This is a genomic window from Cedecea sp. P7760, assembly GCF_013386425.1.
Classification (GTDB): Bacteria; Pseudomonadota; Gammaproteobacteria; order Enterobacterales; family Enterobacteriaceae; genus Cedecea; species Cedecea selenatireducens.
Genome location: NZ_JACARU010000007.1, coordinates 1 through 23,240 on the forward strand (window position 1 = coordinate 1; position 23,240 = coordinate 23,240).

At 57.0% G+C, this 23,240-nt stretch carries 24 protein-coding genes; 15 read left to right on the forward strand and 9 right to left on the reverse strand.

Features of this window, described 5'->3' with window-relative positions; genetic code table 11:
- Window positions 1-231 precede the first annotated feature (231 nt).
- From HX778_RS02390 to HX778_RS02410, 5 genes are all read left to right on the forward strand, one after another.
- Window positions 232-1,146 carry a metal ABC transporter substrate-binding protein gene (locus HX778_RS02390; protein WP_038476471.1) on the forward strand — a complete coding sequence of 305 codons (915 nt, stop codon included), beginning with the start codon at window positions 232-234 and terminating at the stop codon, window positions 1,144-1,146.
- Window positions 1,143-1,961, forward strand: coding sequence for a manganese/iron ABC transporter ATP-binding protein (locus HX778_RS02395; RefSeq protein WP_038476473.1), 819 nt, complete (start codon window positions 1,143-1,145; stop codon window positions 1,959-1,961). Before HX778_RS02390 ends, HX778_RS02395 begins: the two co-directional genes overlap by 4 nt.
- A complete protein-coding gene (sitC, locus tag HX778_RS02400; RefSeq protein WP_176981205.1) occupies window positions 1,961-2,818 on the forward strand; it encodes an iron/manganese ABC transporter permease subunit SitC in 858 nt (285 codons plus the stop codon). Before HX778_RS02395 ends, sitC begins: the two co-directional genes overlap by 1 nt.
- The gene (locus tag HX778_RS02405) at window positions 2,815-3,663 is read left to right on the forward strand and encodes a metal ABC transporter permease (RefSeq protein ID WP_038476476.1); all 849 of its coding nucleotides are present in this window, start codon (window positions 2,815-2,817) and stop codon (window positions 3,661-3,663) included. The genes sitC and HX778_RS02405 overlap by 4 nt, the downstream gene beginning before the upstream one ends.
- 79 nt (window positions 3,664-3,742) lie before the next feature.
- Window positions 3,743-4,606, forward strand: a complete 864-nt coding sequence (locus HX778_RS02410) for a MurR/RpiR family transcriptional regulator (protein WP_038476478.1) — start codon at window positions 3,743-3,745, stop codon at window positions 4,604-4,606.
- Here HX778_RS02410 and HX778_RS02415 read toward each other — a convergent pair.
- Window positions 4,603-4,995: a RidA family protein gene (locus HX778_RS02415; RefSeq protein WP_038476481.1), complete on the reverse strand. Its 393-nt coding sequence runs from the start codon at window positions 4,993-4,995 to the stop codon at window positions 4,603-4,605. The genes HX778_RS02410 and HX778_RS02415 overlap by 4 nt on opposite strands.
- A 151-nt stretch (window positions 4,996-5,146) precedes the next feature.
- Window positions 5,147-6,583 (reverse strand): amidohydrolase family protein, encoded by a 1,437-nt coding sequence (locus HX778_RS02420; RefSeq protein WP_038483005.1) that lies wholly within the window; start codon window positions 6,581-6,583, stop codon window positions 5,147-5,149.
- A gap of 202 nt (window positions 6,584-6,785) precedes the next feature.
- On the opposite strand from HX778_RS02420, the gene HX778_RS02425 reads away from it, so the two are divergent.
- Window positions 6,786-8,006, forward strand: a complete 1,221-nt coding sequence (locus HX778_RS02425) for an amino acid deaminase (protein ID WP_038476485.1) — start codon at window positions 6,786-6,788, stop codon at window positions 8,004-8,006.
- Between the two features lie 239 nt (window positions 8,007-8,245).
- Here HX778_RS02425 and HX778_RS02430 read toward each other — a convergent pair whose 3' ends face one another.
- The 4 genes from HX778_RS02430 to HX778_RS02445 form a co-directional block, all read right to left on the reverse strand.
- Complete coding sequence (locus tag HX778_RS02430) at window positions 8,246-9,574, reverse strand: PTS sugar transporter subunit IIC (protein ID WP_176981206.1); 1,329 nt, start codon at window positions 9,572-9,574, stop codon at window positions 8,246-8,248.
- A complete protein-coding gene (locus HX778_RS02435) occupies window positions 9,561-10,964 on the reverse strand; it encodes a glycoside hydrolase family 1 protein (protein ID WP_038476492.1) in 1,404 nt (467 codons plus the stop codon). Before HX778_RS02435 ends, HX778_RS02430 begins: the two co-directional genes overlap by 14 nt.
- Window positions 10,961-11,287: a PTS sugar transporter subunit IIB gene (locus HX778_RS02440; RefSeq protein ID WP_038476495.1), complete on the reverse strand. Its 327-nt coding sequence runs from the start codon at window positions 11,285-11,287 to the stop codon at window positions 10,961-10,963. The genes HX778_RS02435 and HX778_RS02440 overlap by 4 nt, the downstream gene beginning before the upstream one ends.
- Window positions 11,288-11,691: 404 nt before the next feature.
- Window positions 11,692-12,435 carry an SDR family oxidoreductase gene (locus HX778_RS02445; RefSeq protein ID WP_038476498.1) on the reverse strand — a complete coding sequence of 248 codons (744 nt, stop codon included), beginning with the start codon at window positions 12,433-12,435 and terminating at the stop codon, window positions 11,692-11,694.
- Between the two features lie 122 nt (window positions 12,436-12,557).
- On the opposite strand from HX778_RS02445, the gene HX778_RS02450 reads away from it, so the two are divergent.
- Window positions 12,558-12,917, forward strand: coding sequence for a helix-turn-helix domain-containing protein (locus HX778_RS02450; protein WP_081948179.1), 360 nt, complete (start codon window positions 12,558-12,560; stop codon window positions 12,915-12,917).
- A gap of 14 nt (window positions 12,918-12,931) precedes the next feature.
- Here HX778_RS02450 and HX778_RS02455 read toward each other — a convergent pair whose 3' ends face one another.
- The 3 genes from HX778_RS02455 to HX778_RS02465 form a co-directional block, all read right to left on the reverse strand.
- The gene (locus HX778_RS02455; protein WP_038476501.1) at window positions 12,932-13,807 is read right to left on the reverse strand and encodes a diguanylate cyclase regulator RdcB family protein; all 876 of its coding nucleotides are present in this window, start codon (window positions 13,805-13,807) and stop codon (window positions 12,932-12,934) included.
- Window positions 13,804-16,170 carry a clamp-binding protein CrfC gene (gene crfC, locus HX778_RS02460; RefSeq protein ID WP_176981207.1) on the reverse strand — a complete coding sequence of 789 codons (2,367 nt, stop codon included), beginning with the start codon at window positions 16,168-16,170 and terminating at the stop codon, window positions 13,804-13,806. The genes HX778_RS02455 and crfC overlap by 4 nt, the downstream gene beginning before the upstream one ends.
- A 104-nt stretch (window positions 16,171-16,274) precedes the next feature.
- On the reverse strand, window positions 16,275-16,943 hold the full coding sequence (locus HX778_RS02465) for a WYL domain-containing protein (RefSeq protein WP_038476507.1): 669 nt from the start codon (window positions 16,941-16,943) through the stop codon (window positions 16,275-16,277).
- 409 nt (window positions 16,944-17,352) lie between these two features.
- Between HX778_RS02465 and HX778_RS02470 the strand changes: the two genes are divergently transcribed.
- The 8 genes from HX778_RS02470 (at window position 17,353) to phnK (ending at window position 23,239) form a co-directional block, all read left to right on the forward strand.
- Entirely contained in the window at window positions 17,353-17,688 is a 336-nt protein-coding gene (locus tag HX778_RS02470) for a zinc ribbon domain-containing protein YjdM (protein ID WP_038476510.1), read from the forward strand.
- A gap of 99 nt (window positions 17,689-17,787) precedes the next feature.
- Complete coding sequence (gene yjdN / locus HX778_RS02475; protein WP_176981208.1) at window positions 17,788-18,216, forward strand: VOC family metalloprotein YjdN; 429 nt, start codon at window positions 17,788-17,790, stop codon at window positions 18,214-18,216.
- Window positions 18,217-18,813: 597 nt separating this feature from the next.
- Window positions 18,814-19,539 (forward strand): phosphonate metabolism transcriptional regulator PhnF, encoded by a 726-nt coding sequence (gene phnF / locus HX778_RS02480; protein WP_038476516.1) that lies wholly within the window; start codon window positions 18,814-18,816, stop codon window positions 19,537-19,539.
- Window positions 19,540-20,001, forward strand: coding sequence for a phosphonate C-P lyase system protein PhnG (gene phnG, locus HX778_RS02485; protein ID WP_176981209.1), 462 nt, complete (start codon window positions 19,540-19,542; stop codon window positions 19,999-20,001).
- Entirely contained in the window at window positions 19,998-20,582 is a 585-nt protein-coding gene (phnH, locus tag HX778_RS02490) for a phosphonate C-P lyase system protein PhnH (protein WP_038476522.1), read from the forward strand. Before phnG ends, phnH begins: the two co-directional genes overlap by 4 nt.
- Entirely contained in the window at window positions 20,582-21,646 is a 1,065-nt protein-coding gene (locus tag HX778_RS02495) for a carbon-phosphorus lyase complex subunit PhnI (RefSeq protein WP_038476525.1), read from the forward strand. Before phnH ends, HX778_RS02495 begins: the two co-directional genes overlap by 1 nt.
- Window positions 21,639-22,484: an alpha-D-ribose 1-methylphosphonate 5-phosphate C-P-lyase PhnJ gene (locus tag HX778_RS02500; protein ID WP_008455722.1), complete on the forward strand. Its 846-nt coding sequence runs from the start codon at window positions 21,639-21,641 to the stop codon at window positions 22,482-22,484. Before HX778_RS02495 ends, HX778_RS02500 begins: the two co-directional genes overlap by 8 nt.
- Window positions 22,481-23,239 carry a phosphonate C-P lyase system protein PhnK gene (gene phnK / locus HX778_RS02505; RefSeq protein ID WP_038476528.1) on the forward strand — a complete coding sequence of 253 codons (759 nt, stop codon included), beginning with the start codon at window positions 22,481-22,483 and terminating at the stop codon, window positions 23,237-23,239. Before HX778_RS02500 ends, phnK begins: the two co-directional genes overlap by 4 nt.
- Window position 23,240: the final 1 nt, after the last annotated feature.

The window sequence follows — 23,240 nt, forward strand, 5'->3', positions numbered from 1 at the left end:
CCCGGACACGTTCACCGTTTCTGAACTCACAGGGGAAATCGTTCTACAGGTGAACGGACCTTAGCAGATCCGGCATAGACCGAGAACTTTATAGTGAAGAAACAACCTGAATGAGTTCCCCCACCTTTAAATCACACAAATGATAATTATTTGCATTTAATTATAGCAACAGCTATGTTTTATAGCAGTTGCTATAAACGCTGAATCTATAATCACTCGTGAGGGAAGACGATGCCCGGGAAACTGAAGTTAACGCAGAGTATTGTGGCCGCTGTCGCCGCGCTGGCTATGCTATTGGGCGCCGCTCAGGCGCAGGCAAAATTTAAGGCGATCACCACCTTTACTATCATCGCCGATATGGCGCAGAACGTGGCCGGAGACGCCGCTGACGTGGAGTCCATCACCAAGCCGGGGGCTGAAATCCATGAATACCAGCCCACGCCAGGGGACATTCGTCGGGCGCAGGGTGCTCAGCTAATTTTGACCAACGGGCTAAACCTCGAACTCTGGTTCGCGAAGTTTTATCAGCACCTGAAAGGCGTGCCTGAAGTCGTTGTCACCACCGGCATTCAACCCACGGGCATCACCGAAGGCCCTTATAACGGCAAACCTAACCCTCACGCATGGATGTCGCCGCAAAACGCGCTGATCTACGTCGATAATATCCGGGATGCGTTTATTAAATACGATCCGGACAACGCCGCGACCTATACCCGCAACGCCGAAGCCTACAAGCAGAAAATCCAGCAAACCATCGAGCCCCTGCGCAACGAGCTGGCAAAAATTCCGGCGGATAAGCGCTGGCTGGTCACCAGCGAAGGCGCATTCTCCTATCTCGCCAACGACTTTGGCCTGAAAGAACTCTATCTGTGGCCGATCAACGCCGATCAGCAGGGCACGCCGCAGCAGGTGCGCAAAGTGATCGACAGCATTCGGAAATACCAGATCCCGACGATTTTCAGCGAAAGTACCATTTCCGATAAGCCCGCTCGCCAGGCGGCCCGTGAGTCCGGCGCGCATTACGGCGGCGTGCTGTATGTCGACTCCCTGAGCGCGGCAAACGGCCCGGTTCCGACCTATCTTGACCTGCTTCGCGTCACCACCAGCACCATCGTTAACGGCATCAATGAAGGGCTGAAAAAATGAGTCGTCGTCCCGGTATCGTCGTGCAGGACGCCAGCGTCACCTATCGCAATGGCCATACGGCGCTGCGGGCGGCCAGCTTTGAAATTCCGACCGGTACCATTGCGGCGCTGGTTGGGGTCAACGGCTCAGGGAAATCGACGCTGTTTAAAGCGATCATGGGCTTTGTGCGCCTGGCCAGCGGCAGCATCTCGATTCTGGATATGCCCACGCGCAAGGCGCTACGCAACAACCTGGTGGCCTATGTTCCGCAATCAGAGGACGTGGACTGGACGTTCCCGGTGCTGGTCGAAGATGTGGTAATGATGGGGCGTTTCGGCCACATGGGGATGCTGCGGATCCCCGGTAAGGCAGACAAGCTGGCGGTAGACAACGCCCTCGCTCGCGTAGGGATGAGCGACTTCCGCAAGCGCCAAATCGGCGAACTGTCTGGCGGGCAGAAAAAGCGTGTATTTCTTGCCCGCGCGATTGCCCAGGACGGCCAGGTGATCCTGCTGGACGAACCGTTTACCGGCGTGGACGTGAAAACGGAAGAGCAGATCATCAGCCTGCTGCGCGAGCTGCGGGACGAAGGCCGCACGATGCTGGTCTCGACCCACAACCTCGGCGCCGTAACCGACTACTGCGACTACACCGTGCTGGTGAAAGGCACCGTGCTGGCCTGCGGCCCGACCGACGTCACCTTTACCCAGGCAAACCTGGAGCTGGCCTTCAGCGGCGTGCTGCGCCACGTCACCTTAACCGGCAAAGAAACCAGCGTGCTCACCGACGACGAAAGGCCGTTTATCCACGGCGCAGCGTTAAAAGGGGAGCCGTAATGTCCGTCCTGCTCGAGCCGTTTAGCTATGGTTATATGTTCAACGCCATCTGGGTTTCGGCGCTGGTCGGCGGGGTGTGCGCCTTTCTCTCCTGTTACCTGATGCTGAAAGGCTGGTCGCTCATCGGCGATGCCCTTTCCCACTCCATCGTGCCCGGCGTTGCCGGCGCTTATATGCTCGGCCTGCCGTTTTCCATCGGCGCATTTTTCTCCGGCGGCCTCGCTGCAGGCACCATGCTGTTTTTAAACCAGCGCACGCGCCTGCGCGAAGACACCATTATTGGCCTTATCTTCTCGTCATTCTTTGGCCTCGGGCTGTTTATGGTGTCGCTCAACCCGACGTCAGTGAACATTCAGACCATCGTGCTCGGCAATATTCTGGCCATCGCTCCATCGGATATCGTGCAGCTGGCAATTATCGGTGTTGTCTCGCTGGCGATTCTGCTGCTGAAGTGGAAAGACCTGATGGTGACCTTCTTCGACGAAAACCACGCCCGCTCCATCGGCCTTAATCCGCTGTGGCTCAAAGGATTGTTCTTCACCCTGCTTTCTGCCACCACCGTGGCGGCGCTGCAAACCGTTGGCGCTTTTCTGGTGATTTGCATGGTGGTGACGCCGGGCGCAACGGCTTATCTGCTGACGGACCGCTTTCCTAAGCTGCTCATTATTTCCGTCACGTTAGGCACTTTTACCAGCGCATTCGGCACCTGGATAAGCTACTTCCTCGACGGCGCTACCGGCGGGATTATCGTAGTACTGCAAACGCTTATCTTCCTGCTGACCTTCGTGTTTGCGCCCAAACACGGCCTGCTGGCTAACCGTCGGCGCGCCCGCCTGAGCCTGGAGCAAACGCCATGAGCCTGTTAGATACCCTGCTTTCCCCCTTCCAGTTTGGCTTTATGATCAACGCCCTGACCATGACCACGCTGGTCGCCATTCCCTGTGCGCTGCTTTCCTGCTTCCTGGTGCTAAAAGGCTGGGCGCTGATGGGCGATGCCATGAGCCACGCGGTCTTCCCCGGCGTGGTGATCGCCTGGATGGTCGGCCTGCCGCTGGGCCTCGGTGCCTTTGTGGCCGGGCTGTTTTGTGCCTTTGCCACCGGCTATCTGCAGGACAACAGCCGTATCAAGCGCGACACGGTGATGGGCATCGTCTTCTCCGGCATGTTTGGCGCGGGGCTGGTGCTGTACGTTTACCTGAAGCCGGATATCCACCTCGACCACATTCTGTTTGGCGACATGCTGGGCGTAAGCTACAGCGATATTCTGCAAACAGGCGCTATCGTGCTGCTAACGGTAGTAGTAGTGGGGCTAAAATGGCGGGATTTGCTGCTGCATGCCTTCGATCCCATTCAGGCACAGGTTTCCGGCCTGAACGTTAAGCTGCTGAACTACGGCCTGCTCTGCCTGGTGTCGCTGACCATCGTCGCGGCGCTAAAGGCGGTGGGGATTATCCTCGCAATATCCCTGCTTATCGCACCTGGCGCTATCGCGTCGCTGCTTACGCGCACGTTCAAAGGCATGATGCTGGTCGCGCTTGTGCAGGCTATCGTGACGTCGTTTCTTGGCGTTTACCTTTCATTCTTTATCGACAGCGCGCCCGCGCCTACTATCGTCGTGCTCTCTGCGCTGGTATTTATCGCCGCGTTTATTCGAGCCACGATCGGGCAGCGGCGAATGGAAGCGATAAGCGAGCCATCCTGAACCCGCCTGAAGCGACCCGGGTAACGATTTTATGGTACAAAGTACCTTCTGTTTTTTGCACAAGTACCAGGGTCGCGCCATGAGCTACACCATCGATATTATCTCCTGCATCACCGACCGTTTCGTTGAGCTGACCGCCACCGAAAAGCGCATCGCGCAGTTTATTCTGGACGATGTGCAGGCCGCCGCCGCGCTGCCGATTTCGGAAATGGCGCGTCAGACGCAAACCAGCCAGGCCTCCATTACCCGCTTTGCCCGCGCCATCGGCTGCAAAGACGTGCGAGAACTCAAGGTCAAACTGGCCCAGTCGCTGGCGGTGGGCCAAAGATTTATTCTCGATGTGCCGGACCTTGAGGGCGTGCAGGGCATCTACGAAACCATCATCAACGTGCTGGATATCAATCGCCGTGCGCTAAACCCGGAATCGTTAAACAAGGCTGTGACCTGGCTGAGTAATGCGCGGCAAATCCTGGCGCTGGGCATGGGCGGCGGATCGACGATTTGTGCGCAGGAGTTGCAGTTCCGTCTGTTTCGCCTCGGCCTGCCGGTGGTGAGCCAAAGCGACGGTCTTCTGGCTAGAATGATGGCGGCGTCGGTGGCCTCTAACGATGTTGTTGTGGCCCTGTCGTTGGGAGGCTATACGCCAGAAGTAGTGGAAAGCGCGGCTATTGCGCGCCAGTACGGCGCAAAAATCGTCGCCATTACCCCGCAGGGTACGCCGCTGGCTGAACAGGCAGACATCGTACTGCCGCTGATTATTCGCGAGAACGACTACATTTTTAAGCCGAGCACCTCGCGCTACGCGATGCTGGCGATGATTGACGTGCTGGCCACCGAACTGGCGATGGCCAACAAAAGCCAGGCGAAGGACCGCCTGCGCCGCATCAAGCTGGCGCTGGACAGCCATCGCGGCGGGGCAGACAGGCAGCCGCTGGGCGATTAACCCCGATCGGCGCGGTAGCAGGTCACGTCCACTTCCACTTTGCAGTCCACCACCAGGTCAGCCACGCAGCACACGCGGGCCGGTGGGTGGTCGCCGAAGAAGTCGCGGAACACTTTATTGAAGGACTGGAAATAGCGGGCATCGGTCAGGTACACCTTCACGTGCACCACGTCGGCCAGGGTGTAACCCGCTTCCGTCATGATATCCACGCAGTTTTGAATCGCCAGCCGTGACTGGTCGATAATTCCGCCCTCAACCACTTCGCCGTCCTTCATCGGCGTCTGGCCGGACACATACAGCCATCCGGCCGCTTCGACAGCTTTAGCAAAAGGCAGCGGCTGCCCGCCGGTGCCGGTACTGCCGCCAACGCCATAACGTTTAATGCTCATCATTGCTCCTTGTGGATTAGTTTACCCTCACCCTAACCCTCTCCCTGGAAGGGAGAGGGGACGAAGGTACATATTCCCCCTCACCAGATTTTATCTCGTTTTACCCCCTCTCCTCTCTGGGGAGAGGGCCGGGGTGAGGGGAACGTTATATTCACTTCTGCCGACGCAGGAACCGCCCCGCCCGGCCAATCACTTTCTGCTCGAGTCCGTAGCTCATCACCCCGTTCACCATCACCGCTTCAATGCCGGCGGCGGGCTGTTTAGGGTTACTGAAGCTCGCCACATCCCGCACCGTCGCCGGGTCGAACAACACCAGATCGGCATAATAGCCGCGCTTCACCAGGCCACGTTCGGGCAGTTGGAACCGCGCCGCCGACATCCCCGTCATCTTATGCACCGCCTGCGTCAGCGGGAAAAGCTTTTCGTCGCGGCTGTAGTGCCCCAGCACGCGTGGGAACGCCCCCCACAGGCGAGGATGCGGCATCGGGTCGTTCGGCAGCCCGTCTGACCCTACCATCGTTGCCGGGTAGCGCAGCACGCGCCGCACGTCCTGCTCGTCCATGTTGTAATAAATCGCGCCTGCGGGCATCAGTAATTTTCCCGCTTCGTGAAGTGACATCGACCAGCCCTCGGCAATTTGCTTCAGCGACTGCCCGGCGACCTCCGGATGCGGCTCGGACCAGGTGATCACGATGTCGAACTCATCGGTGATCTGCTTCATATCCAGCGTCGAAGAGCTGGCGGAATAAGGGTAACAGTCGCAGGAAACGTCCTGCTGCTCGCGCACCTTATCGAACAGCTTCAGCGTTTCGACCGTGCGCCCCCAGTTCTTCGCCCCGGCGCATTTATGGTGCGAGACCACCACCGGCACGTTTCCGTGGCGGCCAATGCGAAACGCTTCATCCAACGCGTCGAGAATCGGCTCAAACTCAGAGCGCAAATGAGTGGTGTAAATCCCCTTCTCCGCCGCCAGTTCCTCCGCCAGCGCCATCACCTCTTCGGTGGTGGACTGGAACGCGCTGGCATAGGCAAGCCCGGTGCTTAATCCCAGCGCGCCCTGCTGCAGGGCCAGCTTAAGCTGCTCGCGCATGGCGAGGATCTCTTCGTGCGTCGCCGGGCGGAACAGGTCATCCATCTGGTTATTACGCAGCGCGGTATGGCCGACAAGCGTGCCGACGTTGATAGCCGGGCGTGCCTGCTCCACGGCATGCGCATACGCCTCAACGGTGGGATAGACAAACTGATGCGCCTCGCCCAACAGGTTCATCGGGTCGGGCACCTGCGAGTTAATCGTTGCCCCCGCCGCACTGATGCCGCAGTTGCCGACGATAACCGTGGTTACGCCCTGGCTTATCTTCGGTAGATACTCAGGGAAGCGGAGCACGTTGATGTCATCGTGCGTGTGAACATCAATAAATCCCGGGGCTAACACGCGTCCGCGGCCGTCGATTTCATGCGTGGCCTCACCGGAGATATACGGCGCAATATCGGCAATACGCTCGCCCTGCACCGCCACATCAGCCAGATATTCCGCACCGCCTGAACCGTCCATCACGGTGACATTCCTGAAGAGATAATCGAACTTCATCTGCGCCTCACGCCAGTCATAATCTGCGTGCAAGTTAACCATTTACAAGCCATAAAAACAGTGAAAAACTAAACAAAACCCTTGCAAATCAATGATACTTTTATTCATTAAATTTAAGATATTTGAATAATTAATATAAATAACATCAAGTTAAAAATGATACCCAATATGAAAGATAGAATAACCCCGGAGATAATACGTTATGAAATACCAGGAGATTAACCTCGTCCCCCATAAGTCAGCCCTGATGCATTCCCCGGCCAACGTCCTCAATGAAGATGTCTGCCTGCCCGCCGCCCTGATCAAAAAATCTGCTCTGAAAAACAACATCAGGTGGATGCAAGACTATGCCAACGCGCGCGCCGTTTCGCTGGCACCGCATGGGAAAACGACCATGACGCCGTGGATCTTCCAGCAGCAGCAAAAAGCGGGGGCGTGGGCCATCGGCGTAGGCAGCGCATGGCAGGCCAGCATCGCGATGTCCGCCGGCATCGAGCGCGTGCTGATGGTGAATCAGCTGGTAGGGAAAGCGAACATGGCGCTGGTGTCGAAACTGAAGCATAAACACGCTTCGGTCGACTACATCTGCTGCGTAGACAGCGAGACGAACGCCCGCGCCCTGTCAGACTTCTTTAGCCAACAGGGCCAAACTCTTGACGTGCTGATTGAACTGGGCGTGCCCGGTGGCCGCTGCGGCTGTCGCAGCACGGAACAGGCGTTGACGCTGGCAGAACATGTGGCTGAGTTACCCGGTTTGAATTTACGCGGCCTGGAGCTGTACGAAGGCGTGCTGCACGGCGAAAATCCACAGCCAAAAATAGAATCGTTGCTGCAAGACGCGGCGGCATTAGCCTGCCAGATGGCGCGCTATGTTGACGGCGAATTTCTGTTAACCGGCGCAGGCTCGGTCTGGTATGACGTAGTGTGCAATATCTGGCTCGCCGCAGAGAAACCGGCCAACTGCCGCATTGCGATCCGCCCCGGCTGCTACATCACCCACGACGGCGGTATCTATCAGGAAGCTCAGGAGCAGCTGATCGCGCGCGATCGGATCGCCTGCGATCTTGGTGGCGATCTGGTTTCCGCGCTGGAGCTGGTGGCCATGGTGCAGTCAGTGCCGGAAAGCGACCGGGCAATCGTGAATTTTGGCAAGCGAGACAGCGCGTTTGATGCAGGCCTGCCGCAGCCGATAGCCCACTACCGCCAGGGCAAGCCGCTGGCATCGCCGTCCGAAACCCTCGAAACCACCGGAATTATGGATCAGCACGCTATGCTGAAACTCAAGCCGGGCGCGGATGTGCAGGTCGGCGATATTCTGGTGTTCAGCACCTCGCATCCGTGCCTGACGTTTGATAAGTGGAAAGCGCTGCTGCTGGTGGACGACGAGTATAACGTGCTGGATGAGTTAGAGACGGCGTTCTAGGTTGCTTTCTTCCACGATGATGCAGGGCCAGCGGAGGTTCCGTTCACTTCCAGCTCTGTTTCATATGTCACCCCCGCACTGGTGAACGTCTCGGGAGAATCACCGTCATTCCCCCGAGCCTCCGGCCGTTCCCGACNNCCCTCTCCCTGGAAGGGCGAGGGGATAAACAATGTTTCCCATAGCTTTTGTTTTCCCCCTCTCCCTCCGGGAGAGGGCCGGGGTGAGGGGCACTAGCAAATTTATTTCGCCTCAGCCAGCGCCTTAGCCTGCTCCTCTTCTTCCTTCTGCTGAAGCTCGGTTTCCAGCATCTTCTTCTCGTACGCCTTGAAGAACGGATAATAGATAGCCAGCGAGATAAAGAAGCAGATAAACACCAGCCCACAGGCAATCAGGTTCCAGTTAGTGGTGATCAGCGCCCCCAGCGGGGCCGGGAGGGTAAACGGCGGCTTCACCATCATGCGCGGGATCAGGCCGCTAATCGTGAACAGATACACCACCACGGTATTCACCATCGGCGCCAGAATAAACGGGATCGCGAGGATCGGATTCATCACGATCGGCGCGCCGAAAATCATTGGCTCATTGATGTTGAACAGCCCCGGAATAAACGACAGCTTGCCCAACTGCTTCAGGTAGATAACGCGGGAGCGAATAAACAGCACCACCAGCGCAAGCGTTGAGCCGGTGCCGCCCATCTGGGTGTACCACTGGAAGAATTGCTCGGTGAAAATATTCGGCAGCTCATAGGCGCTCACGCCGGACTGGAACAGCTCCATATTCTGCACGATTGCCTGATCCCACAGCGGGCGGATCAGCGGCCCCATCACCGCATGACCGTGGATACCCAGCACCCAGAACACGTCGATAAAGAACTGGGTGACAATCCCGCCAAACAGGTTGGTGCCGGTCATAAAGCCCTTCAGCGGCATAATGATGTAGCTGATGATGGCGTTAATATCGATGTTCAGGAAGTGGCGAGGTATCCAGAACACCAGCACCACGGCAAGCGTCGGGAACAGCGCCGAAAACGAGCTGGCGACCACCGGCGGCACGCCCGCAGGCATTTTGATTTCGATGTTGCGGACTTTGATAAAGCGGTAAATCTCAATGGCAATCAGCGAGGAGATAATCGCCCCAAACAGCCCCTGAGAGCTTAGCGACGTAATAGGAATATAGCGCCCCGCCACCGCTTCACCCGCCACGGTCACGCCCTGCTTGATATTTACCGGCACAATCATTAGCAACGTCGCCAGCATCGCCAGCAGGCCGCTGGTGATATCGTTCAGCTTGTAGCTTTTACCGAGGAACGAGCCGATGGTAAACGCGGCGTACAGCGACATCAGCCCGACGGTAAAGCGGAACGGCACGTCCAGCATATCGCGCCACGGCGCAATAAAGTCCATGTAGCCCTTAATCGGGATATTCAGCAGGATCACGAAGAAAGAGCCGACGATGGTCAGCGGCAAAATAGAGATAAGCCCGTTGCGTATCGCCTGCATATGGCGCTGGTTGCCGATAGCGTTCGCCACCGGCATCAGCTTGTCGGCTAACTTATCAAAGGTCGACATGGTCAGCCTCCTCAAACCCGTTGTTCTCGATCACGCCACAGAACCAGCGCCCGGACTTTTTCAGCGAACGCTGCTGCGTCGCTAAATCAAGCCGGTAGAAACCGTAGCGATTTTTATAGGCGTTCTGCCACGACCAGCAGTCGATAAAGGTCCACATCTGGTAGCCCAGGCACCGGCTGCCTTCCGCCATCGCTTTATGCAGCCAGGTTAAGTGCTCCCGAAGAAACTCGATGCGGTAATCGTCCTGCACTTCGCCGTCCACCATGAACTGCTCTTCGTCCATGATGCCAATGCCATTTTCCGAGACGAACCACGGCAGGTTGCCGTAGCGCTCTTTCACCAGCATGGCGATGTCGTACAGCGCGGGCGGGTAAATCTCGATGCCACGCGAGGTATTCATGCGCCGCCCCGGCATCACGTACTCTTCAAAAAAACGCTCCGGCACAAACCCGTGAGGCTCTTCAAGCAGAGTTTCACGCGCCTTAACCCGGCGTGGGCGATAGTAATTGATGCCCAGCAAATCAACGCGGGTCGCGGCAATCAGCTCACAGTCACCCGGCAATACCTTCGGCAGCACATCGTATTCTTTCAGCAGTGCCACCAGCTCGTCGGGGTAGCGCCCAAGCAGCATCGGTTCGTTAATGCTGCGCGTGTAGAACAGGTCAGCCATTTCCGCAGCCCGCAGATCTTCCGGGCTGTCGCTGCGCGGATAAACGGGGATGACGTCCATGATGATGCCAATCTGCCCGTCCAGGTTCATTTCTCGCCAGGCGGCCACCGCCTTACAGTGGGCGATAACAATGTGGTGCAGCACCTGGGCCGCACGGCGAAAATCCGTCACGTAAGGATAATGGCGTGGATGTAAATAACCTGCCTCGGCGGGGATAAGCGGCTCGTTGAAGGTAAACCAGTAACGCACGCGGTCGCCAAACAGCCGGTAGCAAATTCCCGCATAGCGAGCGAAAGCGTCCACCACCTCGCGGTTCTCAAATCCGCCCTTTGCCTGCAGCGCCATCGGCATATCAAAATGGTAGAGATTGATAAAAGGCTCTATCCCCTGGCGAATCAGCTCATCAATCACGTCGCTATAAAACTGCTCGGCCTGAGGATTAACTTCCCCGTCGCCGTCAGGGATCAGCCGGGACCAGGAAATCGACGTGCGGAATGAATTCAGGCCAATGTTTTTCGCCAGCTGAATGTCTTCCCGCCAGCGCTGGTAAAACGTAGAGGTATCGTCAGCGGTGACGCCGTTGTAAAAACGGCTGTTAAACTCGTGCGAGGCGTAATCCCAGATATTATCGCCCTTGCCATCACCCTCAACTCGTCCCTCAGACTGCGTGGCGCTGGTCGCCGTGCCCCACCAGAATTTGTCGGGAAAACGGTATTTCATACGGACCCCTGGTCAGCATTTTTCAGCAGCGAAAGCGCGTGATCCAGCACCTTATCACCCTGCATTGAGCCGTAATGCATCATGTCGATGGCCGCCACCGGAACGCCGTGAGGTGCCGCCGCCGCGCTCAGGTTTTGCAGCTGGAACTTCACCTGCGGCCCGAGCAGGACGACGTCGGCTTCATCAATAATCTGGTCGAAATCTGACACCGGAACGGCGGTAATTTCCACCGCCACATCGCGGCTGTGCGCGGACTGCTTCATTCTTTCCACTAACATGCTGGTGGACATTCCCGCAGCACAGCATAAGAAGATTTTTTTCATCGTTTTTCCCTCAGAGAATCAATGCAGTGTCCGCGGTATGCGGCCAAATATATTCTGGGTAGCGGCGAAAAAAGCCACAAGTGAGGGGTGGCACAGATTTGCTTTTAACGGCTGGTACTTTTGGCGAAATAAATGATTAAACCTTATTAAATCCATTAATAAACAGACGGATAAGAGTGTTACTTTTCTGACGATGTTCGCCTTCAGGTGTCGTTTTATTGACGGGAATGGTGCAGCGGTCACAGCCAGAAGCTCGTTTGAATATTGCGCCACACCCTCACCCCGGCCCTCTCCCAGAGGGAGAGGGGGAAAACAGGTGGCGGGGAACATGGTTTATCCCCTCTCCCTTCCAGGGAGAGGGTTAGGGTTAGGGTGAGGGAGAGGGTGAGGGTGAGGGTAAAAAGCTATAAATTCCCTACGCCGCCGTCGACCAGCAGATCGGTGCCGACCACGAAAGCCGACTCGTCAGACGCCAGGAACACGGCGGCTTTGGCCAGCTCCAGCGCGGTGCCGAGGCGGCCAATCGGCACCAGCTCGCGGATGGCTTCACGCAGCGCGTCAGCCTCAACGCCATTGCCTAATTTTCCTAATGCCGGGGTTTCCGTCGGGCCAGGGCTAAGTCCGTTGACCCGAATACCGCGAGGATGCAGCTCGCCAGACAGCGTGCGCGCCAGCGAAAGAATACCCGCCTTGCTGGCCGCGTAGGCATTGGTCTGCGGCAGGCCGATGCGGGCGCTGACGGAACCGCAAACAATCACCGAGGAAGGGTTAGCCAACAGAGGCAGCAGCGCCTGGATCAGGAAGAACGGGCCTTTAAGGTTAATGTTCATCAGCCGGTCATACGCCTGCTCATCCCAGTCCTCCAGCGAGTGATGCGTCACGTCTCCCGCGTTGAGATAAAGCACATCAAGCTGCGGCCAAAGCTGCTCTAACTCCGCGGCCACTTCGCGCTGCCCGGCAACGTCACCGGCATCGCTTTTAATCAGGTGTACATTACCCAAAACTGTTTTGGCTTCTCGTAGCCCCTGCTCGCTGCGCCCGGTGATCGCCACCGTCGCGCCTTCAGCCATAAACTGCCGCGCGGTTTCCAGGCCGATGCCGCTGGTGCCGCCGGTAATTAAGGCGTATTTGCCGTTAAGTCTGCCCATCATCGTTTCCTCGTAAATCTCTGGTGAGGGCATTATTTCCGCTATAGTATCCTTTAGATAGTAGGCACCAATAAGATACTAAAGCACCACATTGAGCGCATTGGCGTAAGCCGGGAGTTGGCATGACAAAAAATATTTCGCGGCTGCCCGAGGCCGGAAGCAGCTGTCCGATGGTGAGCTTCGTCAATCTCATTTCGGGGAAGTGGGCGATCCCTATCCTTTACCGCCTGATCGTAATTGACGAGGCGGTGCGTTTCAGCGATCTGCAGCGAGCGGTTAACCCCATCACTCAGAAAGAGTTAACGCGCCAGCTGCGCCAGTTTGAGGCTCGCGGGCTGGTCGTCAGGCAGGTGTTTGCCGAGGTTCCGCCGCGAGTGGAATACCAGATAACGGCGCTGGGAAAGTCTCTGCGGCCGACGCTGGATTCACTTGCCGAGTGGATGCGGCAAAATGCCGCTGAGATGGAACAATCTCTTCCCTGAGAACGTTCAATCACCTAACCAAAAACTTCGTCGACCAGCGCGCTACCAAGGCGCATGGCCGAGCAGATTCGCGGCATACCCAACGCCACGCCCTGCCAGCTTTGCGTGACCGAGTAGCTGACCGGCTGACGCTCGATATTGCAGCCATCGCCGAGCCAGGTCAGCGCGTCTTTGTGCTCCAGCAGGCCCGGTGAAGTCGGCGTGGCCAGCCACTCATGGAAATAGTGACGGGTGCGCGGGGAAGCATCAACCTCCTCCGCCAGGCGGCTGATGGCCAGAGCGCGCACATGCTCAATCAGCTGCTCTGCCTGCTGCGGACTGCCTAAGCGTACGGCATCGCCGAAGGTGCCCCAGCGCAGCTCTTCGAGCGCGACATAGCAACGTGCAGCAGGAGAGAAGGAAAAATAGTGCCCGCTGCGCCAGCGGGAGAAAATCTGTTCGCTGTGCACCATCCCCTGCCTGAGAAGATCGCTATGCTCCAGGTCCGCTTCTATCCGCGACAGTCGCTGAGATATTTGCTGGCGCAGGGCCAGCAGCCGCCCACGAGCCGCATCGGAGTGATGCGCCGTTCGCGCGGAAACCGGCTCGAGCTGGGCAATTCTCTCGCTTATCTGGCTGTTGGCGAGGTAGCTTTTCGCCAGGTCAGCCGACAGCAGGCCGAGCCTCACCAGCGACGCCTCCAGGTCGTCCTGCGGTGCCATAGCGGCCAGTACTGAATTCCGCCTGGCGCCCACGACAAACACTTCCACAAGCTGCTCGTAAAACTCTTTGCTTTGCTGGCTGCTCCACGGCTGGCGGGCAACATCAATGCCCATCGCAAAATCGACGACAAATTTTTCGCTAAGACTGCTGAGGGTTCTAACCGGCCCTTCCATTAATACACCGCTCATTGTTGCTCCGCTGAGAAAAGCGTCTGGATATCGTCGCGCAACAGGCGGGTATCCTCGTGAATGTAACGTGCCGTTCTGACACTTTGTTCCAGCTGGCTCTGGAGGGAAAACAGCACGGTGTCATTCTGCTGTTTAGCGGCAAGACTTTGCTGCAGATTGCTGCGAATAGCGTCCAGGGCCCGAGAATAATCGGCGAAAAAGGTCGCCATACCGGCCGTGACCGAAACATCAACCTGCGCGGTAATAGCCTGGTTTATCTGGGCCAGGAAAGTTGCCACGTGGTCGTGCAGCTTCTGCTGGAGCTTCTCCAGGTCGATAACGTAGCGGCTGTGCGTGGCCGCATAGTCTTCCCAGCCCCAGTCCACGCTATTAAGCCAACGCGCCAGCACGCCGCGCATGCCGTTTTGCGGCTGCATTTGCGACATCGGCACCTCCTGGCTTTCGATAACGTTGGTGAACGCCTGCCGGATATTAAAGTTAAGCTGGCTGGCCTGGAATGCAGGCAGGCTTATCTGGGCGCGGAACCCTGCCACCTTCAGGCCATCACTCACCCGCTGCTCGATGGGTTTTAACGCGGACTGCAGCGTATAGCCCAGGCTCGCCTCAAGGTTGCTAAGTAGCGAACCAAGTTCTCCGGTCAGCGTCTCCTGGGCGGAAAATAAAATGCCTTCGCTGGAAGCGCGGACCTTGTGCAGCAGCGTGCGGGCCGTCGCCTCATCCTCCCCCAGCAGCTTGTCGCTTCCCGGGGCAAAATCTACGCTGCGCGTTAACGCATGAGGGTAAAGCGGATGCAGCTTCTCTTCGCCCAACCTTCCTTCACGGAAATAGGCGCTCAGGTCGTTATGGATCTGAGCTTCAAAGCGCCGCACAAAGGAGCCAATACCTTCCAGCGCCTCGCTAACCTGCCGCTGAATCATCGTACTGACCAGCTGCTGCGAAGTTTGTAGCAGCTGAATATCCTGTTCCAACTGCTGGATATTCTCCTGCAGACTGTCGTTGGTCACCTGCAGCCCCTGGCAGCGGAAGCTCAGGTAGCGCTCGGCACCCTCGGCATAGTCCAGCAGCTTATGGCACGCCGCACGTAGGGTATACAACGAAGCATTGGCGTGAGCGGCATGCAGGATAGCCTCAATCGGCGACTCAAACATGGAGTCTTCCCACAGCAGATCCGCCGCGTGCCGCAGGTGTTCAATATCGGCTAAATCCGCACTGCGCCAGCGCCTGCCCAATGCCGCTTCGGCAAAATCCTGCACCCACCGCTGCTGTTCGGGATCGGGCAGGCGGCCATGCGTTGCCAGCTCATAGCGGGCGCGGTTAGCAAGATAACCCCACATGCTCGACACCGGGAAAACGTGGTCCGGCTCAATGCTGCCTTTCATCAGCGTGCCGGCAATCATCGCTTTCACCTGGGTTTCATCGTCGCCATTGCGGTCCTTCTGGTCGAACTTATTCACCAGCGCATAAAGCGGCACGGATTTGCTGACGCCAAGCACCGCCTCGCGCACCTCTTCGTCAGAAATAGATTTGAGCTGCGTATAGTCCATCACGGCCAGCACGGCGGAGGCCTGGGCCAGCTGCTCTTTCAGCATCTTTTGCAGGTGCGGCTGCCCCGCTTCGTTTGGCCCCGGCGTGTCCAGCAGCGTCAGCTGCCCGTGGCCATTTTTGAGGCCCGCCAAATGCACAAACTCCACCTCAATCACCGGCACGTGTTCAATCGCAGCGTAGGCCTTGAAGGGGAAGGCAACGTCCAGCACGCGGCATAAGCGCACCAGATCGTTCAGGCTCTTCAGGCAGTGAAAAATAGGCTGCGCGCCCAGATAGTGACGTTCAAAGCCGGTGCCGTTGGCGATACGGGCAATCAGCGCCTCCATATCCCGGTCCATTTCCAGCCTGCTGGTCAGCGTTTCCCGCTGGGTGGTCAGCAGCTTTTCCTGCAGCGTCCCCATCAGGCTTTCTATCGGCTGCACATACGGGAAGTGCAGCACCGGGTCGCGCTGGCCGGGCGTGTGCCGAATCAGCGTCGGCAGCGCCGTCATCGGCCGGTTGCGGTTAGGCAATACCTCAGTGCCCACGATGGCATTGATGGTGGTCGACTTCCCCGCCTTCATGGTGCCGACAATCGCCAGCACCATTTCATGTTGGGTTATTTTGCGCCTTTCGTTTTGCAGCATGTCTTTCTGCAATTCGATCCCGCGTGGGCTAAATTTTAATGGATGTACCGAGGCCACGGGGTTCGCCAAAGCGCTATTTTGTTCATGCTGTAAAGCCAGCGGAGCGACTTTTAAAGCGTTAAGATTTTGCAACGCTAATTGCAATAGCCGCTCGGCTTCCTGACTCAGTTCAAAAATGGTTTGTGTGTGCATAAAAAATCTTTCCTTAACTCAAATTATCCGGTTTTATCTCCGCCATCGTTTAGTTGTAATCATGGCAATACCGGTTTTTATAATTACGTGAGGAAAATAATTTATTAATTAACATTACACCATGCCGCGATCCTGGCTTTTAAGTCACTCTGCCAGACCTGCGGGGAAATAATGGTGAGATGCGGTATCCAATACTGCACCAGCGGAAACAATTGCTCAGGCGAAGCAATATGGCTTGCCAGAAGCAACTCTCCGTTATCAAGCTCTCTGATGGTTTTTTGAAAAGGTAATAGTTTGCGCTGTTTAAAATGTTCAGCTGCCTGCGCCGAAACTTGTAACAGCACCTCCGTTTTCACCCTTTCCCCGCCAGGATCATCCCGATCGTCAAATAATGGATAAAAAATAGCTTTACGCTGCGGACTATTTTCATATTCATACCCTACAACCAATAAATCTGGAATAGCCCGTAAGGTAATATATTGATTATGGCTCTTTATGTCGTACCACGGATAAAACGCAGCAAGCCCTACGCGTTTGGTAATGCGTAACAGGTCGTTTACGTTAAACTGTCCTTTTAAATGCGAAGAGAGACGCTTTTTCCCCTCGCCGACATCCTCCAGAATAGCACCAAGCCGGTTCAAATCACGATACGCAGTTCGCATATCTACATCAAAACGCTGGCGGATAATATCAGCGGAAAGGGTTTCCCCCTGATAAAGACTTAAGACGATTTCGGCCAGTCGATCTGCAACTTTTACTTTTGCGCCTTTCATTCTCATCGGTTCCTGCCTCTGTATCGGTACATCCATAGGCCCAACCATACCCCTGTCAAGTGACAGGAGGTGTCAGCGCAATACGCTTTTTTTTATTTTTTCAAACAGGTATAGCGCAGTGGCCCATGCTGGCAGACTTGCTTGAAGCGAAGTGAAACTAAGTTAAATTAGCCTTATTTAACGGCAATTAAAGCCTGAACTTTAAGTTAAATTTGAGGCTTATTTCTCTGAATGAAAGAATTTTTGCGATTTAAGGCTGGCGGGGAGGCCACCGGGCACTGGCTTGCGGCAATAATCCCTGCAAATGTAGGGATTTGATGTATAATCTCAGCACTTTTTCGCGACTCAGCATGCTTTTGCTGCCAAGTCGCTATTTTTCATTACTTTATCTCACCTTGAGGATCAGATAATGCAACTCCCTCATTGCCCGCAGTGCAATTCCGAATACACCTATGAAGACAACGGCATGCTGATTTGCCCGGAGTGCGCTCATGAATGGAACCCGGCCGCCGCGAGCGAAGAAGACGCTCAATTAGTGGTAAAAGACGCCAACGGTAACCTGCTGGTCGACGGCGACAGCGTCACCGTGGTGAAAGATTTGAAGGTCAAAGGCAGCTCTTCAATGCTGAAGATCGGCACAAAAGTGAAGAATATCCGCCTGGTTGAAGGCGATCACAACATTGATTGTAAAATCGACGGTTTTGGCCCAATGAAGCTGAAATCTGAGTTTGTGAAAAAGAACTGATGACTCCCCCGGCAGGTGGCCTGGCCGCCTGCCCCGCCTGGCTTACCTTTCCCGCACAATCTACACTTCCTCTGCACTCTCCTTACAGAGGATTCGGTTATGCCTTTAGGACCCTACATTTCATTAAACGGCCGCTGCGCCGAGGCTATTGCCTTTTACCAGCAGGCGTTGGGCGCCGAACTGACGTTCAAAATCACCTTCGGTGAAATGCCCAAAGAAGCGACGAATGCCGAAGGCTGCAGCGGCGCCGTTGCCTACGCAGATGACAGCATCATGCACGCCAGCCTGCGGGTGGCCGGAAACGATTTGATGATGACCGACGCCAGCATGAGCGGAGACAAACCGCAGCACAGCGGCTTTTCACTCTGCCTGGCAAGCCACGATACGGCAGAGGGTAAACGCTGGTTTGAAGGGCTTTCGGCAGGCGGCACCGTCACCATGCCGTGGAGCGAAACCTTTTGGGCAAAAGGGTATGGCTCGCTGACGGATAAGTTCGGCATTCCGTGGATGGTCAACGTCGAAAGATAAAGCCTGTGTTCTATTATTCATTCAGGGCCCATTCTGCCGGGCCCTTTATTTTTTCTGGTGATTAAAAAACTAAGGAAATCAAAGCGACGGGTATATTCATTTTTTTGATGTTATTTAATTATTCCTTTTTACAAAATTTATTCCAGACAAAAATGAATAAACCTACGAGGGTAATGATCAAAGAGGAGATAAATTAAAACCACGGCACGGCATTCATTATTTTAGCGATAAGACAATAATAAAAAGGCAAAACGTGATTAGGATATAGAATATATTTAATGCTTGCGCACAGCATTTTTTCCTCGCCACATACCCACATTATCAACATGCCTTTATCCCTCTCTCTGTCAGTTTTTTCGGTAAAACGAGCCAACTGTCTGATTCCACGATAAACCCGCCACTTCCCCGGACGCAGACTTCAACTCTTCATCGTACAGAAACCAATCATTAACAAAACCGTCACTTTTCCCCGGCACCATGAGGCAACTTTTGAAGGAGGCCCGTGATGCAAACGACTCTTCACCTCATCAAGCAAACCCCCTGCACAGCCCTGCCGCTGCGTATTTGCTTTATCTGATTCGAGAGGCTTTGACTGTTATGCACTTGTCCAGACATCCGACCAGCTATCCAACCCGCTATCAGGAGATAGCCGCCCGGCTCGAACAGGAGCTGCGAAACAACTACCGCTGCGGCGACTACCTGCCCGCTGAAACCCAGCTTGCCGCCTACTATGAGGTTAACCGCCACACGCTCCGCCGCGCTATTGACGAGCTGGTCAACAAAGGCTGGGTGCAGCGCCGCCAGGGCGTTGGCGTGCTGGTGCTGATGCGCCCGTTTGACTACCCGCTTAACGCGCAGGCTCGCTTTAGCCAAAACCTTCTCGATCAGGGCAGCCACCCGACCAGCGAACGCCTGCTGGCGGTGATCCGCCCGGCCTCGCAGGATGTCGCAGATGCGCTGGGGCTGGCCGAGGGAGATAACGTTATTCACCTGCGCACCCTGCGCCGGGTCAACGGCATCGCGGTGTGCATCATCGACCACTATTTTTCCGAACAGAGCTGGTGGCCGACGCTGCAAACTTTCGGCAACGGATCGCTGCACGATTTTCTTCAGGCGGAATTAGGCATTGCCCTGACCCGCGCCCAAACCCGTATCAGCGCCCGCCGTTCCCAGGCCAAAGAGAGCCGCCTGCTGGAAATTCCCAACATGGCACCGCTGCTCTGTGTACGCACCCTTAATCACCGTGAAGGCGAGGCCAGAGCGACGGAATACTCCGTCAGCCTGACCCGTGCCGACATGATTGAATTCACCATGGAGCACTAAATGGACACCAGCCATTTCAACACCGAACAGCGCCGCGAGTGGATGGCGGTGCTGTCACACAGCCAACCGCAGGAGCTTCTCGAGCGCTGGAACAGCCTGAACATCAGCGCGGATTACACGCTCATTCGCGCGCCAGAAATCGGCCTGGTTCAGGTGCAGGCCCGCATGGGCGGCACCGGCCAGCGCTTCTTTACCGGTGACGCCACGCTGACCCGCTCGGTGGTCAAACTGGCGAGCGGAACCTACGGCTACAGCTACCTGCTCGGCCGGCATAAACAGCACGCCGAATGCTGCGCGGTGATCGACGCCCTGATGCAGGAAACCGCGCATTTTCAAACGCTACAAGAAACCTTAATTGCACCGCTGGCGGCCAACCGTGAACAACGCCTTGCCGCTCGCCGTGCGGAAGTTAACAGCAGCCGCGTGGACTTCTTCACGCTGGTACGCGGAGACAACGCATGACACTAATGACCGCTTTTACCCTTCCGGTGCAGGACGCCCAGCAGAGTTTCCGTCGCCTGCTTAAAGCCATGAGCGAGCCGGGCGTGATTGTCGCGCTGACCTCGCTACAACAGGGCTGGCTGCCGTTGAACGTCGCCACCACCAGCGTGCTGCTGACGCTGGCCGATAACGACACGCCGGTGTGGGTAGACGGCACGTTGGGCAACGATATTGCCGCACAGAATATTCGTTTTCACACCAATGCACCGCTGTGCGAGCAGCCTGAACACGCGCAGTTTGCCGTCGCCAGCGACGCTATCTCTTCTGAACAGCTAAACCTGCTGGCCCAGGGCTGCGACATCGCCCCTGATACCAGCGCGACGCTGATCCTGCAGGTTTCCAGCCTGAGCGGCGGGCGCATGCTTCGCCTGACCGGCGCCGGGATCAACGAAGAACGCATGATTGCCCCACAGCTGCCGGAATGCGTGCTGCACGAACTGACCGAACGCCCGCATCCGTTCCCGCTGGGCATTGACCTGATTTTGACCTGTGGCGATCGCCTGCTGGCTATCCCACGGACCACCCACGTGGAGGTGTGCTGATGTACGTTGCCGTCAAAGGGGGCGAGAAGGCAATCTCCGCCGCCCACGCCCTGCAGGAGCGCAACCGACGCGGCGATGAAACGCTGAAGGAGCTGAGCGTCGCGCAAATAGAACAGCAGCTTGGCCTGGCGGTTGACCGCGTGATGACGGAAGGCGGCATCGCCGACCGGGAACTCGCCGCGCTGGCTATCAAGCAGGCCAGCGGCGACATGATTGAAGCCATTTTCCTGCTGCGCGCCTACCGCACAACCCTGCCGCGCCTGGCCGTTAGCGAGCCGCTGAACACCGCTGAGATGCGCCTCGAGCGCCGTATCTCCGCCGTTTATAAAGACGTCCCTGGCGGCCAGCTGCTGGGCCCAACCTATGACTACACGCACCGCCTGCTGGACTTCACGCTGCTGGCCAATGGCGAAGTGCCTGATGCAGAACCTGCCGACGAGCAAAGCGCCCCTTCTCCGCACGTGTTCAGCATGCTGGCGAAGCAGGGCCTGGCGAAAGTCGAAGAAGACGACGGCGCGCAGCCGGACGACATCACCCGCAACCCGCCGGTTTACCCGTGCTCGCGCTCTTCGCGCCTGCAGCAGCTGGTGCGCGGCGACGAAGGCTACCTGCTGGCGCTGGCTTACTCCACCCAGCGTGGCTACGGGCGTAACCACCCGTTTGCTGCCGAGATCCGCAGCGGCTACGTGGATATCGAAATTGTGCCGGAAGAGCTGGGTTTTGCGGTGAACATCGGCGAACTGCTGATGACAGAATGCGAAATGGTGAACGGCTTTGTCGCTCCCGAAGATGAAGCCCCGCACTTCACGCGCGGCTACGGTCTGGCATTCGGCATGAGCGAGCGCAAAACCATGGCGATGGCGCTGGTTGACCGCGCGCTCCAGGCTCCCGACTACGACGAAACCGTCGCAGGCCCGGCGCAGGACGAAGAATTTGTGTTATCCCACGCGGATAACGTGGAAGCGGCCGGCTTTGTGTCCCACCTCAAGCTGCCGCATTACGTAGATTTCCAGGCCGAACTGGAGCTGCTTAACCGCCTGATAAAGGAGCGAGCAAATGGCTAACCTGAGCGGCTATAACTTTGCCTATCTGGACGAGCAAACCAAACGCATGATCCGCCGCGCGATGCTGAAAGCCGTGGCGATCCCAGGTTACCAGGTGCCGTTTGGCGGCCGCGAAATGCCGATGCCTTACGGCTGGGGCACCGGCGGCATTCAGCTCACCGCCAGCCTGATTGGCGAGTCTGACGTGCTGAAGGTGATTGACCAGGGCGCGGACGACACCACTAACGCCGTCTCGATTCGTAACTTCTTCAAGCGCGTGACCGGCGTGAACACCACCGAGCGCACCGAAGACGCAACGCTGGTGCAGACCCGCCACCGCATCCCGGAAACGCCGCTGGTTGAAGACCAGATCCTGATATATCAGGTGCCGATCCCTGAACCGCTGCGCTTTATCGAGCCACGCGAAACGGAAACCCGCACCATGCACGCGCTGGAAGAGTACGGCGTGATGCAGGTGAAGCTGTACGAAGATATCGCCCGCTTCGGCCACATATCCACTACCTACGCGTACCCGGTGAAGGTGAACGATCGCTACGTGATGGACCCGTCGCCAATCCCGAAATTTGATAACCCGAAAATGCACATGTCCCCTGCGCTGCAGCTGTTTGGCGCCGGGCGCGAAAAACGTATTTACGCCGTGCCGCCGTTTACCCGCGTAGAGAGCCTCGACTTCGACGACCATCCTTTCCAGGTCCAGGAATGGGAAGAGCCGTGCGCAATCTGCGGGTCACGCCACAGCTACCTTGATGAAGTGGTGCTCGACGACGCGGGCAACCGCATGTTCGTCTGCTCCGATACCGACTACTGCCGCCAGAACAGTGAGGCCTCTCAGTCATGACCAGTCCGCTACTTTCGGTGAATAACCTCACCCACCTCTATGCGCCCGGTAAAGGCTTTATGGACGTGTCGTTCGACCTCTGGCCCGGTGAAGTGCTGGGCATCGTGGGCGAGTCCGGCTCCGGTAAAACGACGCTGCTGAAGGCGATTTCCGCCCGCCTTGCGCCGCAGGAAGGGGAGGTGATTTACCTCGACAGCTCGCTGTACGGGATGTCGGAAGGCGAACGCCGCCGCCTGCTGCGCACCGAATGGGGTGTGGTACACCAGCATCCGATGGACGGCCTGCGCCGCCACGTTTCTGCCGGCGGTAACATCGGCGAGCGCCTGATGGCAACCGGGGCGCGCCACTACGGCGACATTCGCGCCACCGCCCAGCGCTGGCTGGAAGAAGTCGAAATCCCTGCATCACGCATCGACGACCTGCCGACCACGTTTTCCGGCGGGATGCAGCAGCGCCTGCAGATCGCCCGCAACCTGGTGACCCATCCGAAGCTGGTATTTATGGACGAGCCCACCGGCGGGCTGGATGTTTCAGTGCAGGCGCGCCTGCTCGACCTGCTGCGCGGCCTGGTAGTGGAGCTGAACCTGGCCGTGGTGATTGTCACCCACGATCTGGGCGTGGCTCGCCTGCTGGCCGACCGCCTGCTGGTGATGAAACAGGGCAAAGTGGTGGAAAGTGGGCTGACCGACCGCGTACTGGACGACCCGCATCACCCGTATACCCAGCTTTTGGTGTCCTCCGTCCTTCAGAATTAGG